The organism is Stella humosa (genome assembly GCF_006738645.1).
Taxonomy (GTDB): domain Bacteria; phylum Pseudomonadota; class Alphaproteobacteria; order ATCC43930; family Allostellaceae; genus Allostella; species Allostella humosa.
The window spans coordinates 3,577,928-3,593,732 of record NZ_AP019700.1; the positions used below are offsets into that span (position 1 = coordinate 3,577,928).

The 15,805-nt window shown below is 70.5% G+C and carries 14 protein-coding genes; 5 read left to right on the forward strand and 9 right to left on the reverse strand.

What is annotated here, in order from left to right:
• The first annotated feature begins 76 nt into the window (after positions 1-76).
• The 5 genes from STVA_RS16765 to STVA_RS16785 all read left to right on the forward strand — a co-directional run bounded on the left by STVA_RS16765 (position 77) and on the right by STVA_RS16785 (position 5,202).
• A complete protein-coding gene (locus tag STVA_RS16765; protein WP_123695256.1) occupies positions 77-1,285 on the forward strand; it encodes an MFS transporter in 1,209 nt (402 codons plus the stop codon).
• Entirely contained in the window at positions 1,282-2,259 is a 978-nt protein-coding gene (locus STVA_RS16770) for a GlxA family transcriptional regulator (RefSeq protein ID WP_123695258.1), read from the forward strand. The genes STVA_RS16765 and STVA_RS16770 overlap by 4 nt, the downstream gene beginning before the upstream one ends.
• A gap of 150 nt (positions 2,260-2,409) precedes the next feature.
• On the forward strand, positions 2,410-3,408 hold the full coding sequence (locus STVA_RS16775) for a TRAP transporter substrate-binding protein (protein WP_123695260.1): 999 nt from the start codon (positions 2,410-2,412) through the stop codon (positions 3,406-3,408).
• A 4-nt stretch (positions 3,409-3,412) separates the two neighbouring features.
• The gene (locus STVA_RS16780; RefSeq protein ID WP_123695262.1) at positions 3,413-3,934 is read left to right on the forward strand and encodes a TRAP transporter small permease; all 522 of its coding nucleotides are present in this window, start codon (positions 3,413-3,415) and stop codon (positions 3,932-3,934) included.
• Positions 3,916-5,202 carry a TRAP transporter large permease gene (locus STVA_RS16785; protein ID WP_123695264.1) on the forward strand — a complete coding sequence of 429 codons (1,287 nt, stop codon included), beginning with the start codon at positions 3,916-3,918 and terminating at the stop codon, positions 5,200-5,202. Before STVA_RS16780 ends, STVA_RS16785 begins: the two co-directional genes overlap by 19 nt.
• A 61-nt stretch (positions 5,203-5,263) precedes the next feature.
• Here STVA_RS16785 and STVA_RS16790 read toward each other — a convergent pair whose 3' ends face one another.
• The 9 genes from STVA_RS16790 to STVA_RS16830 all read right to left on the reverse strand — a co-directional run bounded on the left by STVA_RS16790 (position 5,264) and on the right by STVA_RS16830 (position 15,804).
• The gene (locus STVA_RS16790; protein ID WP_123695266.1) at positions 5,264-6,250 is read right to left on the reverse strand and encodes a TauD/TfdA family dioxygenase; all 987 of its coding nucleotides are present in this window, start codon (positions 6,248-6,250) and stop codon (positions 5,264-5,266) included.
• Positions 6,251-6,354: 104 nt separating this feature from the next.
• Entirely contained in the window at positions 6,355-7,188 is an 834-nt protein-coding gene (locus tag STVA_RS16795; RefSeq protein ID WP_123695268.1) for an amidohydrolase family protein, read from the reverse strand.
• Complete coding sequence (locus tag STVA_RS16800; protein ID WP_123695270.1) at positions 7,188-8,435, reverse strand: CinA family nicotinamide mononucleotide deamidase-related protein; 1,248 nt, start codon at positions 8,433-8,435, stop codon at positions 7,188-7,190. The genes STVA_RS16795 and STVA_RS16800 overlap by 1 nt, the downstream gene beginning before the upstream one ends.
• Before the next feature lie 29 nt (positions 8,436-8,464).
• Entirely contained in the window at positions 8,465-9,478 is a 1,014-nt protein-coding gene (locus STVA_RS16805; RefSeq protein ID WP_123695272.1) for an LLM class flavin-dependent oxidoreductase, read from the reverse strand.
• A gap of 90 nt (positions 9,479-9,568) precedes the next feature.
• Positions 9,569-11,020, reverse strand: coding sequence for a xylulokinase (gene xylB / locus STVA_RS16810; RefSeq protein WP_170216735.1), 1,452 nt, complete (start codon positions 11,018-11,020; stop codon positions 9,569-9,571).
• Positions 11,017-12,513 carry a glycerol-3-phosphate dehydrogenase gene (locus STVA_RS16815; RefSeq protein ID WP_123695276.1) on the reverse strand — a complete coding sequence of 499 codons (1,497 nt, stop codon included), beginning with the start codon at positions 12,511-12,513 and terminating at the stop codon, positions 11,017-11,019. The genes xylB and STVA_RS16815 overlap by 4 nt, the downstream gene beginning before the upstream one ends.
• A 13-nt stretch (positions 12,514-12,526) precedes the next feature.
• Entirely contained in the window at positions 12,527-13,195 is a 669-nt protein-coding gene (locus tag STVA_RS16820) for a class II aldolase/adducin family protein (protein WP_123695278.1), read from the reverse strand.
• 13 nt (positions 13,196-13,208) lie between these two features.
• Positions 13,209-14,252, reverse strand: coding sequence for a 2-hydroxyacid dehydrogenase (locus STVA_RS16825; RefSeq protein WP_123695280.1), 1,044 nt, complete (start codon positions 14,250-14,252; stop codon positions 13,209-13,211).
• Entirely contained in the window at positions 14,245-15,804 is a 1,560-nt protein-coding gene (locus STVA_RS16830) for an FGGY-family carbohydrate kinase (RefSeq protein WP_123695282.1), read from the reverse strand. Before STVA_RS16830 ends, STVA_RS16825 begins: the two co-directional genes overlap by 8 nt.
• Position 15,805: the final 1 nt, after the last annotated feature.

A 15,805-nucleotide genomic window follows, 5' to 3' on the forward strand; every position in this document is an offset into this window, starting at 1 on the left:
AAATACGTCGTTTGCGCCATCATCCCGCTGCACCACAGTGTCGGCCGACGCTCCGGTCCAGAGGGACATCCCGATCATGCCAAGCAGCGGCACGCGCAACACCGTGGTCCTGGCGCTCTCCCAGGCGCTTTTCACGGCCGTCATCTCCATCGACCTGACGCTGACCGGCCTGACCGGCTATCAGCTCGCCCCCGACAAGGCGTTGGCCACGCTGCCATTCGCCCTGATCACCGTGGCGGGCGCGGTCGTCACCCTCTATGCCTCACTGCTGATGGAGCGGATCGGCCGACGCTGGGGCTTCACGCTCGGGGCGGTCATCGGCGCCGCGGGCGGCCTGGTATCGGTCTGGGCCGTCATCCACGCCAATTTCTGGGTGTTCTGCGCCGGCACCGCGGCGGTCGGCGTGTTCCAGGCCTTCGCCCAGTATTATCGCCTGGCCGCCGCCGATTCCGTCGGCCCGGAAGCGAAGGCCCGGGCGATCTCGATCGTGCTGACCGGCAGCGTCGTGGCGGCCGTGGCCGGGCCAGCGCTGGCGGCGTGGAGCAAGGACTTCTACCCCGCGCTCTTCGCCGGCTCCTACCTGATGGTGTTCGTCCTCAGCCTCGTCGCGGCCATCCTGCTGGCGGCGGGATATCGCGACGCTGGCGACCGGCCTGCCGCCGTCGCGCCCGATGCGGCAGCCGACCTGCCCGCCCGGCCGCTGCGGGAAGTGCTGCGCCAGCCGATTTCGCTCGCGGCCATCGCCAACAACGTCGTCGGCGGCACCGCCATGATGCTGGTGATGACGGCGGCCCCTCTGGCTGCCGTCGGCCACCATCACAGCATCGACGACGGTGCGGGCATCATCCAGTGGCACCTCGTGGGCATGTTCGCGCCCTCGCTGGTGGCAAGCTGGCTGATCGGCCGCTTCGGCCTGCCCGCCATCCTCTATGCCGGCATGGCGATGAACCTCGCCTGTGCCGTGATCGCCGTCACCTCGTCCAGCCTGCCCGCCTACTACGCCGCGCTGGCACTGCTGGGGGTCGGCTGGAACTTCATGTTCGTGGGCGGCAGCACGCTGCTGGCGCAATCCTATCGCCCGTCGGAACGGGCCCGCGTGCAAGGGATGACCGAGCTGATCCGCTATGTCGCCACCGCGGCGGCCACGCTGGCGGCCGGGCCCCTGCTGCTGGCCTATGGCTGGGCCAACCTCAACCTCGCCATCCTGCCGATGCTGGCCGTTGCCGCGCTGATGACGCTGGCCTGGGCCCGCACGCTGCCGGCCACCGCCGGGCGCGCGGCATGAGCGCGCCCTTGGAGGTGGGGTTCCTCGTCTTCCCCCGCTTCCAGTTGCTGGACCTCAGCGGGCCGCTCGCCACCTTCGACTCGCCCGGCGGCTATCGCTGCCGGGTGCTGTCGACCGCAGGTGGGCCGGTCGCGAGTTCGGCCGGCATCGCGGTGCTGACGGAGCCCCCGGGCGACACGCAGTTCGACACCTTCGTCGTGGTCGGCGGCCTGGGCACCGTGGAAGCCGCCGGCACGGCCGCGATCGTCGAGATGGTGCGGCTGGCGGCTGCGCGCAGCCGGCGCGTCGCCAGCGTCTGCACCGGCGCCTTCGTGCTGGCGGCGGCCGGCCTGCTCGACGGCCGCCGGGCCACCACCCACTGGCGCCACGTCGCCCATCTGCAGCGGCTCCATCCCCAGATCCGCGTCGAGGGCGACCGCATCTTCACCCGCGACGGGGCGGTCTGGACGTCGGCCGGGATCACCAGCGGCATCGACCTGGCGCTGGCCATGGTCGAGGAGGACCTGGGCATCGCCGCCTCGCGCGCCGTCGCCCGCAACCTCGTCGTCTATCACCGCCGCCCTGGCGGCCAGTCCCAGTTCTCGACCCTGCTGGAGATGGAGCCGGAATCCGACCGCATCCGTCGCGCTTTGGGTTTCGCGCGCGAGCATCTGGCCGAGCCGTTGCCGGTCGGGCGCCTGGCCCAGGCCGCCGCCCTCAGCCCCCGCCAATTCGGCCGCGCCTTCCTGGCCGAGACGGGCGAGACGCCGGCACGCGCCATCGAGCGCCTGCGCGCCGAGGCCGCGCGTACCCGGATCGAGAACACGGCCGAGCCGATCGAGGCGATTGCCGCGGCGGTCGGATTCACTGATCCAGAACGCATGCGCCGGGCCTTCCTGCGCATCTTCGGGCAGCCGCCGCAAGGAATGCGTCGCGCTTCCCGGGTGTTGTCCAGCAACTCCATAATAATTCCCGCCGGTGCGATCGACGCTTGACCGTCCGATCGCGAATCCCGGAGGATTAAATCACCGTAATCCCCGGTCTTCCGGTGAATGGTTGCGGTCGTAGTGCGACCGCGGACGCCTCTGGCCACCCGTCGGCGCCGAAATTAGGCGCGCCACAAGGCGTAGCCACGGGAGGAAGACATGATGGCTTACTCGAAGAGAGTGGCCGGGATGGGCGTTGCCGCCCTTCTGGCTTTTTCGGCGGGCGGCGTTGCCGTCTCGGCCCAGGAAATGAGCATGGGCGACGTGAACCCGCCCAAGCAGGGCACGTCGGTCGCGGCCAAGCACTTCATCGACAAGCTGGCAGAGCTTTCGGGCGGCAAGATCAAGGTCGCCCACCATCACTCGGGCGCATTGGGCGGCGAGCGCGAAGTCTCGCAGCAGATCCAGCTTGGCGCGGTCGATTTCGGGCCGATCACCACGGCGCCGCTGTCGACGCTGATCCCCGAGATGTCGGTGTTCCAGCTTCCCTACATCTTCCGGGACTACGACCACCTCTTCAAGACGCTCGACGGCAGCGACACGGTCGTGAAGTACTATGACGCCGTGCTGGACAAGAAGGGCCTGAAGCTCGTCGGCTTCATCGCCGCCGGCTATCGCGGCATCTACGGCCACTACCCGATCAACGGCCTGGCCGACGTGAAGGGCAAGAAGGTGCGGGTGCAGGAGGACAAGATCTTGGTCGCCACCTTCAAGGCGCTGGGCATGATCTCCACCCCCATCGCCTTCCCGGAGGTCGCGACCGCGCTCCAGACCAAGGTGATCGAGTTCGCCGAGGGCGGCGTCAACACTTTCTACCACAACAAGTTCTACGACATCGTGAAGTACGTGGCCGATGTCCGCCATACCCACCAGGCCGTCGCGCTCATCATGTCCAAGAGTAGCTGGGCCAAGCAGGATGCGGCCGGCAAGAAGGCGATCGAGGGTGCCTGGGCCTCGACCCGCACCTTCAACCGCGAGTTCATCCTGAACGAGGACAAGTCGATCCAGGACAATGTCCGCGCCAAGGGCGTCACCATCACCAAGCCCGACGCGGCCCCGTTCCGGGCGGCGACGCAAAGCGTCTACGAGGAGTTCTACGCCACGCCGGCCGGCAAGGACGCGCGCAAGATCGTCGATCACATCCTGGCCGTGAAGTAGCTCCATGGCTGGTGTTCCGGGGGGCGGCGGGCCTGAGGACGGCCCGCCCCCGGGCGCTCTCGCCCGGGCCTATGACGGCCTCGGCCATGTCGGCGGGTTCATTCTCGCCATCATGACCGCGGCCGTCTTCGTGCAGGTGGTCTTCCGCTACCTGGGCATCAATGCGATCGACGGGCTGGAGGAGATCCCGCGCTATCTCTTCATCTGGCTCGTGATGATCGGCTCGGCCGCCGCCATGTGGCGCAACGAGCACACGATGCTGGACTATTTCGTGAAGCTGCTCGGCCCGCGCGGCCAGGCGATCGTGCGGATCATCACCTGGTCCGCCTGCATCGCCGTCTTCGTCTACCTCATCATCCTGAGCTGGACCCTGGTGCCGAACGCCCAGTACCAGACCAGCGCCGGGCTTGGCCTGCCGCTCGGCTACGTCTTCGCGGCCGTGCCCATCGGCAGCGCCCTCATCATCGTGCCGATGATCCTGCAACTCGTCGCAGCCGTGAGGGCGCTATGGCCGAAATCCTCCTGATCGTCTTCGTCATCTTCATCGTGATGGGGGCGCCGATCAGCATTTCGCTGGGCATCGGGGCGTTCGGCGCGGCCATCTTCTATCCGATCCTGAATCCCATCATCGTGCCGACCCGCTTCGTCGGCCTGCTGTCGGACTCCTACCTGCTGCTGTCGGCCCCGCTCTTCATCCTGGCCGGCAACATCGCCGCGCGCGGCGGTGTTGCCCGCGTCATCATCGACCTGGCGACGGCCGTCGTCGGCCGCTTCCGCGGCGGGCTGGCCTACGTCAACGTCGCCGACAGCATGGTGTTCGGCGGCATCTCCGGCTCGGCCGTGGCCGACGTGGCCGCACTCGGCACGTTCCTCATCCCGCAGATGGAGCGCAAGGGCTACGACCGCGACTTCGCCACCGCGCTGACGGTGGCCACTGCCGTGGTGGCACCGATCATCCCGCCCTCGATCATCGCCGTCATCTATGCCTGGATGGCCGACCAGTCGGTGGCCGCCATGTTCGCGGCCGGCGTCATCCCCGGGCTGCTGGTCGGGCTGGGCATGGCGGTGCCGGTCTACGTCATCTCCAAGAAGCGCAACTACCCGCGCGAGAAGCCGCCGACCTTTCCGGAATTCCTGCGCGTCCTGTGGGCCGCCCTGCCCGCCCTGATGATCCCGGTCATCATCATGGGCGGCATCCTGTTTGGCCTGTTCACCCCGACCGAGGCAGCGGCCGTGGCCGCGGTCTATGCCCTGGTCGTGCCACCCATCTTCTACCGCCAGCCGAGCTGGCGGGAGCTGCCGTCGATCTTCGCCGATTCCGCCCGCCTGTCGGGGGTGATCGGGCTCATCATCGGCTTCGTCGGCGCCTTCGGCTGGGTGCTGACCTATTCCAAGTTCCCGTTCATCGTGGCCGAGGCCATCTCGCAGATCGCGCCGCACTGGTTCGTCTTCATCTTCATCGTCATCTTCCTCTACCTGATCCTCGGCACGTTCCTCACCCCGTCTGAGATCATCCTGGTGACGGTGCCGGTGCTGCTGCCGGTGGCCGAAGCGCTGGGCGTCCACCCGATCCATTTCGGGCTGGTCTGCGTCGTTGCGTCGGCGATCGGGCATGTCACGCCGCCGGTCGGGCTCTGCCTCTTCGTCGGCATGGCGGTCAGCGGGCTGCCGATGGAGAAGCTCGTGCCGCCTCTGTTGCCCTTCATCGCCGCCATCGTGGCGGTGCTGCTGCTGCTGGCGGTGTTCCCGGAAGTGACATTGTTCCTGCCGCGACTGCTGGGCTTCATCACATAGAGGAAGGGCCGCCGGGGTTTCCCCCCGGCGGCCCTTCGCCACCTCCACGATCGCGGAAGGCTCAGCCGCGAAACTGCCGGCGGTCGCCGGCGCGCAGCCAAAGGCGCAGCAGGTGGCGGCGCTTCTCCGGCTCGTCATGGTCGACATAGGGCGTCCGGCCGTGGACGATGAAGCGGTTGTTCAGGATCTGCATCTGCCCCGGCTCCATGAAGAAGTCGTGGCGGTGGGCGGGATCGCCCAGGAACCCGTCCATGATGTCGACCGCCTGCACGCCTTCATTGTCCAGCACCTGGCCGGTCTTGGCATAGCCGCGGCGGATGACGCGGGCGTTGAAGCGGATGCGCAGGCCGCCGTCCGGCTCGGTGCCGAAGATCGGATACCAGTTGGTCTTGCCGGCGTTGGCGGCCTGGTATTCCTGGTGGTGGCGGTAAAACGGCTTGTAGAGCCGGTCGAGCAGCTCGGGATGCTCCTGGGCGAAATGGTCGCGCGCCGAATAGGCGCTGGACAGCGAGGACTTGCCGCCCGACTTCGCCGTATTGAGGCACAGCAGACTGATGTAGTTCGGCGGCGCCTCGCCCATCGAACTGTCATTGTGCATGTCGAGGCCCTCGGGCGTCAGCGCGGTGCGCGTCTCGCCGGTATAGGGCCGCCCGTCATGGCGCACGTCGTAGATCATGGTGCCTGGCCAGTCCTGGGCGACCGGCGGCTCCAGCAGGGTGCCGAGCAGCCAGTAGATGTCCGTCAGCTCGCGCTGCGTCCAGCGGCCGACCGGCATGCGGTCGAGGATGACGAAACCCAGCCCATGGTCGAGCCGCTGCTTGATGCCGGCCATCCAGCGCCGGCACGCCGACATCTCGAAATGCTCGGGTGCCAGGATGAAGGTCGGCACGGGTGCGCGCCGCTGCTCCTCCACGATGGCATCCAGTTCGGCCAGGCAATCGGCCGGCAGGCCGACCACGAACTCGTCGTCGCGTAGCTGCGGGCCGAGCCAGGCACGCGGCGCGGGCGGGGCACGGGTCGGCGAAAGAGTGGCGAGGTTCATCGTCATTGGGATGGGGCTCCCACCGAGAAAAGCGACAGGGGTCGAGTAAGGCAGCCCGGCTTGGGATCGGTCAAGCTGAAATGGCGCCAGCCCCAATCCTGGTCCGCATCTCAGAAGCGATACAGTCGCGCCGCGTTGCCGGCCAGTACGGCGTGCCGGGTCGTCTCGTCGGGCAACCACGCGAGGAAACGCTGCAGCAGTTCGCGGTCGTCCGGGCGCGCATCGTCGGGCAGGCTCGGGTGGGGCCAGTTCACGCCCCAGACCATGCGGTCCGGCCGGGCGGCGACCAGCGCCTTCACCCGCGCTTCCATGTCCCGCCAGCCACCGTCGGGGTCGCGGCCGTAGTATATGGCCGACAGCTTCACCCAGCAGCGGCCGCCCTCGACCAGGCGCAGCAGGGCGCGGAAGGCGGGATGGTCCGCCCCCTGCCCGTGCGGGACGAGGCCGACATGGTCGACCACGAAGTCGGACGGCAGGCGGCCCAGCATCGCCTCCCAATCCGGCAGGCGGGTGCCGTTGCCCTGCACCTGGACATGCCAGCCGAGCGGGGCGACGCGGGCCGAGAACCGCTCCAGGTCGCCCATCGCCATGAGGCCGGCCAACGTGTCATGGAAGCGCGCACCGCGCATGCCCAGGCCGTCGAGGCGCCGTAGCTCCGCGTTGGCCATATCCGGGTCGACGACGGCGATGCCGCGCGCCCGATCCGGCCCCAGTACGGCCATCGCCGCCAGGGTGCAGGCATTGTCGGTGCGGTAGGCCGAGGGCTGGACGATGACCGCACGATCGACGCCGAGCCGGTCCAGCATCGCCACATAGGCGGCGAACGACCCGCCGGCCGGCGCGTGCGCGCCTTCCGGCAGGGGGAAGCGGTCGAACGGCCCATAGACGTGCGAGTGGCAGTCGCAGGCCCCGGCCGGGGTCGGGATGTCGCCGGCCTGCGCCATCACACCTTCTCGAAATCGATGCGCTCGGCCACGGGCAGGCCCAGCAGGAAGCGGCGCAGGCAGTCCAGCCCCATCTCGGTGGCGCCCAGGCGCACCCACTCGCGCCCGCCCAGCACGCGTGCCTCGCGGGTCTCCACCCGATCGCCGGCGACGATGGCGATGCGGATCGTGCCGCCCAGGTCGATGCGGTCGCTGCCCTCGTCGAGGTCGACCAGGACGGCCATGGCGTGGCTGGCGCCGCTGGCCGCTGCCAGGGCGCGGGCGATCTCGACGCCATCCGGCTCGCCCGCCAGCCCGACGGCGGCAGCCACCCCCGCCACGGAGCGCGCGGCCACACCGCGGACAAAGACCCGCTCGGCCCCCGGCTGTGGAGAGAAGCGGGCGGCGACCTGGCCGCCGGTGAAGGTCTCGGCCAGGGCCAGCGTGCCACCGGCCGCCACCAGCCCGCCCAGCACCTCGCCCTCCAGCGTGCGGTCGTCCTCGGAGACGATGAAGTTGCCGAGCCTGGCCCGCACCTCGGCCGTCACCGGCTCCAGCTTGCGCAGCACGTCATCCATGTCGGTGCCGCGAATGGTGATCTTGGTCTCGAGCTGGGGGTAGTGGGCGCGGAAGCCCAGCTTCATGGCGCCGTCCGGCACCAGTTCCTCGATCCCCGCCAGAAGGGTGTCGGCGCGCGATTCGCCGATGCCGTAGGAATGGAACCGCTTCAGGTGGATGACCGCCTGGATGCCGCTGCGGGCCAGCAGGCGGGGGATGATCTGCTCCTCCAGCATGCGGCGCAGTTCCCGCGGCACACCTGGGGTGAAGAAGAAGCGCGCGCCGCCGATGTCGAGCGCGAAGCCGCAGGCGGTGCCGACCGGGTTGTCCAGGATCTCGGCCGTCGACGGCAGCATCGCCTGCTTGCGGTTGTTGGGCGGCATGATGCGGCTGCGGCGCTGGAAATAGCTCTCCATCTTCTCGAGCCATTCCTCGCTCAGGACCAGCTCGACCCCGGCCGCGCGCGCCGCCATCTCCTGCGACAGGTCGTCGACGGTGGGCCCCAGCCCGCCATTGACGATGACGGCATCGGCGCGGCCAGCCGCCAGGCGGAACGCCTCCAGCAGCTTTTCGCGATCATCGCCGACCGTCGTCCCCCAGACCACCGTGAGGCCGAAATCCTCCAGCTTCTGGCTGATGTAGCTGAAGTTGCTGTTGACGATCTTGCCGGTCAAGACTTCGTCGCCGGTACACAGGATCTCGATGCGCATGGGAGCGGGCCTCGTTGGCGGGGTAGCGGTCAAAGTTGCGGCAGGAGTTCGCGGGCGAGCAGTTCGTAGCTGCGGTGGCGCACCTGCTCCTCGTGGGCCCAGGTGACGATCGCCAGCTCCTGGAGATCGAGGCGGCGGGCGAGGTCGCGGATGCGCTGGGCCACGACCGGGCCGGTGCCGACGAAGGCGTTGCGCCGCATCTCCGCGATCCGCGCCTTCTCGGCGTCCCCGAAGGGATAGGCGGCGGCTTCCTCCGGCGCCTCCAGCGGGCCGTAGATGCCGCGGTCGCGGAATAGCCGCCACTTGGCGCGCGAGGTGAAATAGTGCTGCGCCTCCTCCTCGGTGTCTGCCGCCAAGGCCCAGACGCAGATGCCGGCCTTGGGCTCCGGGTGGCGCGGGCTGGGCTGGTAGCCGGCGCGGTAGAGATCGAGCGCCTGCTGCCCGCCCTGCCCGTCGGTGAAGAACCAGGCAAAGCTGTAGGGCAGGCCGAAATGGGCGGCAACGCGGGCGCCGAAGTCGGAGCTGCCGAGGATCCACATCTCCGGCACCGTGTCGCCTTGGGGATAGGCGTGGACGGTGCGGAACGGGTGCCCCTCCGGCAGCGGCTCGCCCGCGAGCCACAGTTGCAGGTCGCGCACGTCGCTCGGGAACTGGTCCGGCCGCTCGTTGGCCAGTGGGTGGAGGGCAAAGGCGGTGCGGCCGTCCGACCCCGGCGCGCGACCCAGCCCGAGGTCGATGCGGCCGGGCGCGATCGCATCCAGCACGCGGAACTGCTCGGCCACCTTGTAGGCGGAATAGTGCGGCAACATCACGCCGGCGCTGCCGACGCGGATGCGGCTGGTGGTGGCGGCAATGGCCGCGATCAGGATCTCGGGCGCGGCCCCCACGATGGTCGGGTGGTTATGGTGCTCCGACACCCAGAAGCGGGCATAGCCGAGACGTTCGCAATGCTGGGCGAGCGCGATGGTGTCGCGGATCGCCTGGCCCTGCGGCCGGCCGGCGGCCGCGATCGATTGATCGAGGATGGATATGGCGAGTGGCAAAGGGGCTCCCACGGGGCGGGATTGGGCGGGTATGGCCGCCGATCATACTCCTACGCCTGCACGATGCACGCGGGGCCTTCGCCTCCCGGCTCAGCGCCGCGGGTGGGCGCAGTAGCGGTCCCGCTTGGCCGCCAGCGCGCCGGCCAGCGACGCGTCGGGCTCGGCCGCGAAGAGCAGTTCGCCCGCCCCGCCGATCAGCGGGCCACCGGCACCGGCGCGGGCCAGCCGGGCGGCCCCCAGTGCAGGACCGACCGCCGCATCGGCCGCCACCGACACCGGCCGGCCGGTCGCGGCCGCCACCAGACGCGCCCACAAGCGGCTGCGGGCGCCGCCGCCGACCAGCGCGATCGGCCCGGTGACGGCGGCACCGGTGGCCGCCAGGGCATCCTGGCAATCGGCGAGCGCCAGGGCCACGCCCTCCATCACCGCCTGCACCAGATGCAGCCGCCCGGTCGCGAAGGACAGGCCCGAGAAGGCCGCCAGCAGTCCCGGATCATCGTGCGGCGTACGCTCGCCCGCCAGATAGGGGGTGAAGACGGGGGTATCGGCCGAAGAGATGCCGGCGGCCTCGACCTCCGCCACGAGGCGGCCGACATCGTCGGCCCCCAGCAGATCGGCCACCCACGTCAGGGCGGCGGCCGCGCTGAGGATCACCGCCTGCTGGCAGAACAGCCCGGCCACGCCATGGCGGTGGGTGTGCATGCCCTGCCCGACCGAGGACTGGAAGTCGCGATTGGCGACGAAATAAACCCCCGACGTGCCCAGGCTGACGAAGGCCGCTCCATCGGTCACCACGCCGGCGCCGACGCCGCCGCACATGTTGTCGCCGGCCCCGCCGACGATGGGCAGCCCCACGGGCAGCCCCCAGCGCCGCGCCAGTTCCGGCCGCAGGTGACCGGTCACTTCCGCACACTCGACCAGGCGTGGCAACTGGTCGGCGGTGATGCCGCAGGCGGCCAGGATCGGCGGGTGCCAGGTGCCGGCGGCCGTATCCATCAGCAGGGTGGCCGAGGCATCGGCCCGGTCGGACGCGGCGTCGCCCGACAGGCGCCAGCGCAGATAGTCCTTGGGCAGCAGGACATGCCGGGCGCGCCGCAGCACGTCCGGCTCGTGGAAGTTCAGCCACAGGAGCTTGGGTGCGGGAAAGCCCGCCATGGGCCGGCTGCCGGTGATGGCGGCGAAGCCCGGCACCACCCGCTCCAGCATGGCGCCCTCGCGCGCGGCGCGGCCGTCGTTCCACAGGATGGCCGGGCGCAGCGGCCGGTCGTGCCGGTCGACCGCGGCCACGCCCAGCATCTGGCCGGATAGGCCCATCCCCGCCACCCGCGCCATTGCCGCCGGGTGGTCGGCAGCCAGCCGGTCGAGTGCGGCGCCGGCGGCCAGCCACCAGTCCTCGGGGTCCTGCTCGGCCCATTGCGGCTGCGGCCGGTCGACCCGCAGCGGCGAAGCGGCATCGGCCACCGGCCGGTCGGCGTCATCGACCAGCACCACCTTGACCGAGGAAGTGCCGACATCGATGCCCAGCCAGAGCGGCCCGGTCATGCTGTCGCCAGCCAGTCGGCAAAGGCCCCGCGCTGGTCGGCCGACAGGTGCAAGCCATGCTTGGTGCGCCGGTCGAGGATGTCGTCGGCCGTGCGCGCCCATTCGGCCGTCATCAGGTAGCGGGCCTCGCGCTCGTAGAGCAGGCCGCCGAAATGCCGGCCGAGCCCGGCCATGTCGACGGCGTCCCCCAGCACCCGCCCGGCGCGCGTGCCGTAGAGGCGCCCGAGATGCCGGGCGAGGTCCGCCGGCAGCCATGGCCGCTCGGCCTGGAAGGCGGCCAGGAACCGGTCGAAGTCGGCATCGGCGATGTCGCCGCCGGGCAGGTGGGCCGTCGCGGTCCAGGCCGGCGCCAGGTTCGCAAAGAACGGAGCCAGCGCGCGCATGGCGTGTTCCGACAGCTTGCGGAAGGTGGTGATCTTGCCGCCGAAGGCCGACAGCATGGGCGCCATCCCCTCCGGCGCGTCGACGTCGAAGACATAGTCGCGGGTGACGGCGCTGGGGTTCTCGGCCGCGTCGTCATAGAGCGGGCGCACGCCGGAATAGGCATGGACGATGGACTGGCGGGTGAGCTGCTGGCGGAAATAGCGGTTCACGATATCCAGCAGATAGTCGATCTCGCGATCGTCGATCGCGACCGCCTCGGCTGGCCCCTCATAGGGGATGTCCGTGGTGCCGATCAGGCAGAGGTCGTCCTCGTAGGGATTGACGAAGATCACCCGGCGGTCCTGGTTCTGCAGCAGGTAGGCGTGCGGCCCGTCCCAGAACTTGGGCACCACGATGTGGCTGCCCTTCACCAGGCGGACGTTGCGGGCGGAGTTCTGGCCGGCGACGCGGCCGATCACGTCCTTCACCCAGGGGCCGGCCGCATTCACCAGGACGCGCGCATGCACGGTGACCGGCCCGCCCTCTCCCGCCAGTTCGGCCCGCCACAGCCCGCCCTCGCGCCTAGCCGCCACGCAGGCGGTGCGCGGCAGGATGCGGGCGCCGCGCTCGGCCGCGTCGATCGCGTTCAGCACCACCAGGCGGGAATCGTCGACCCAGCAGTCGGAATACTCGAAGCCGATGCGCGGCGGGTCGGCCAGCGCCCGGCCCTCCGGCGCGCGCCGCAGGTTCAGCGTCCGCGTGCCGGGCAGCCGCTTACGCCCGCCCAGATGGTCGTAGAGGAACAGGCCCAGCCGCACGAGCCAGGCCGGCCTGGCCGACGCCCGGTGCGGCAGCACGAAGCGCATCGGCCAGATGATGTGGGGGGCCGCCGCCAGCAGCACCTCGCGCTCGATCAGCGCCTCGCGCACCAGGCGGAACTCGTAATATTCCAGGTAGCGCAACCCGCCATGGACGAGCTTGCCCGACCGCGAACTGGTACCCTGGCCCAGGTCATCCTTCTCGCACAGCACCACCGACAGGCCGCGGCCGGCGGCGTCGCGCGCGATGCCGGCACCGTTTACGCCGCCGCCCACGATCAGCAGGTCGACTGGATCGGCTTGCCCCCCCATCACGACGATCCGATCAAGCCGACTTCCGGTCCTGCAGGCCGTAGGTCGAGAAGCCCTTGCGGGTATCGGCGATCTGCTCCTTCGACAGCAGCGCCGGGCCGCCGGCCAGCAGCAGGGTGTGGTAGTACTGGCGCGCGATCGTCTCCAGTTCGACCGCCAGCCACATCGCCTTGTCCAGGCCGCTGCCGATGGCGATCATGCCGTGGTTGGCGAGCAGGCAGCCGTTGCGCCCCTCCATCGCCTTCAAGGCGTTGGCCGACAGTTCCGCCGTGCCATAGGTCGCGTAGTCCGCGCAGCGGATCTCGTCGCCGCCGAAGGCCGCGATCATGTAGTGGCAGGAGGGGATCTCCTTGCGCGCGATCGCCAGCACCGTGGCGAAGGTCGAATGGGTGTGGACGACCGCGCCAGCATCGGGCCGGGCGCGCAGGATGTCGCGATGGAAGCGCCATTCCGTCGAGGGCTTTAGCGGGCCGTCCCAGGCGCCGGTCTCGTCGGCCAGCGGCATGGAGGCGATGCTCTCGGGCGTCAACTGCTCGTAGGGGGTGGCGCTGGGGGTGATCAGCATGCGGTCGCCCCAGCGCGCCGAGATGTTGCCCGACGTGCCCTGGTTGAAGCCGGACGAGTTCATCCAGATGCACTTGTCGATGATCGCCTGGCGCAGCGCGCGTTCTTCGTTCGTCATGTGGGCTCTCCGGTCAGCAGGGTTGAAGGGGCGGCTCGCCCGCCAGATAGCGCCGCACCTCGTCGGCCACCCGGGCCGCCGCATAGGTGACGGTGCGCAGCGAGGCGCCGGCGATGTGCGGGGTCAGCGTGACGTTGGGCAGCTTCAAGAGCGGCCAGTCGGGCGGCGGCGGCTCGATCGCGAAGGTCTCCAGCATGGCGCCGCGCAGATGGCCGGAAGCGAGCGCGTCATGGAGCGCATCGTAGTCGACCAGCGGTCCACGCGCGGTGTTGACGAAGATCGACCCGGCCCGCATGCGGGCGAAGCGCGCGGCATCCATCATGCCGGTCGTCTCCGCCGTCACCCGGGCATGCAGCGAGACCACGTCGGCGCGCGCCAGCAGTTCGTCGAGCCCCACCTGCTCCACCCCATCGGCCGCGTCCTCGTTGGAGAGGCGGGCGTAAGGGTCGGCCACCAGGATCGACCCGCCGAAGGCGCGCAGCAGGCGCACCACGCGGGTGCCGACCTCGCCGTAGCCGACGATGCCGACGGTCAGCTCCGACAGTTCGCGGCCGGTCACGTCGGCGCGGTAGAGATCGCCCCGCCACTCGCCGCGGCGCAGGCTGTCGTGGCCGGCGCGGATCAGCCGCGTCTCGGCCAGGATGGCGCCGATGGTGAATTCGGCCACCGCGCTGGCATTGCGGCCGGGCACGTTCACCACGCGCAGGCCGCGGCGGCGGGCCGCCGCCAGGTCGATGTTGACCGGCCCGCCGCGCGACACGGCCACCAGCCGCAGGGCGGGCATTGCCGCCATCATGGCATCCGACAGCGGTGCCAGGTGGGTCACCAGGATTTCCGCGTCGCCCACGAAACCGACGATCTCGTCCGGCTCGCCCAGATATTCGCGCAGGCCCGCCAGGGGCGAGCCCGCCTCGGCGTTGCGCATCGGCACGTCCGGCCAGGGCAGTTCCAGCAGGCGGATCGCCAGATCCCCGCCGCAAGCCCCTTCCAGGGCGCGGCGAAAGGATTCGGCCTGCATGAAGCGGTCGCCGATGACGGCGATGGCGGGGCTAGGCATCGCCGCCGCCCTCCGCCAGGCGTCGCCACACCGGCGGCATCGCGCGGCGCGCCTCCTGGTAGGCGGGGAAGATCCGGGCATAGGCGGCCACCAGCTCCGGGTCGGGCGCCAGCGCCGTGCCCAGATGCGGCGTCACCCAGCGGGCGACGCAAGCATCCATGTCGGTGAAGAGGCCGAGCGAGACGGCGGCGATCATGGCGGCCCCGGCGGCCCCCGCCTCCTGCCGGGTGCTGGCACGCACCGGCGCGTCCAGCGTCGCCGCCAGCATCTGCCGCAGGGCCTGGCTGCGGGCGCCACCGCCGGACACCCGCACCTCGGCCGGCATCGGCCCCATCGCGGCGTAGCAATCCCGCGCGGCCAGGGCCAGCCCCTCGAACACCGCGCGCACCAGGTCGGCATGGCCATGGCGGGTGGACAGGCCGAAGAAGCCCGCGCGGGCATCGACGTCGACGAACGGCCCGCGCTCGCCGCCCTCGGAGATATAGGGGTGGAACAGCAGCGTGCCCGGCGCCGTGCCGGCCAGCATGTCGTCGACCCCAGCCAGGAGCTGGGCGCGGTCGCGGTGGACGCCGGCCGACGCCAGCACCCCGCCGATCAGGTCCAGCATCCAATCGATGTTGAGCGTGGCAGCCAGGTTCGACTGCATCTGGGCATAGGTGCCGTCGACCGGGAAGGCGATGGTGTAGCCGGTGCGCTCGGCCGGCAGCGCCACGTTGGCGGCACCGCGCACCAGGCGCATGTGCATGCCGGTGGAACCCAGGATGCTGGTGCCGGCGGCACCGTCTCGGTCATAGAGACCCGCGCCCAGCGCCGAGCAGACGATGTCGATGTATCCCAGTACGACCGGCGTGCCGGCCAGCAGGCCCGCCGCCCGGGCGGCGTCGGCCGTCAGCGTCGCATGGCCGGCGGTCCCGTCGACGATTTCCGGCAGCAGGTGGCGCAGCGGGGCCATGTCGAGCGCGTCCACCACCGCATCGCTGTAGGCGCGCGTGCGGAAGTCGCCGAAGCTGAGCGCCCCCTCCGACGGGTCGGTGGCGCGCTGGCCGGTCAGCTTCAGATAGAGCCAGTCCTTGCAGTGGAAGGCGGTTGAGGCCGATGCGATCGCGTCGGGCCGGTGCTGCCGCAGCCAGGCGAGCTGCGGACCCTGCTGGCAGGCGGCAAGGCCGGTGCCCGTCGCGGCGAACCGGATAGCGTCGGCGGGCTGCCGGCGCATCGCGTCGACGATGCGGCCGGCGCGGGCATCCAGCCACAGCATAGCGGGGCCAACCGGCTCGCCGCCCGCGTCGACCAGCCAGGTGCCGTCCCCCTGCCCGGTGACGGCGATGCCGGCCAGTCGCCTGGCCAGGTCCGGTACCTGCTCGCCCATCCGGCGCAGGGTCTCGGCAGCGGCCAGCCAGGTCGCCTGCATGTCCTGCTCGGCCCCGCCGCCGGGCACGACGGCCCAGCGATTGGGGACGAAGGTGACCGCCAACGGCGTGCCGTCGAGCGCGAAGGCAACCGACTTGATGACCGACGTGCCGGCGTCGATGCCGACGAGGATAGGCTCGGCCATG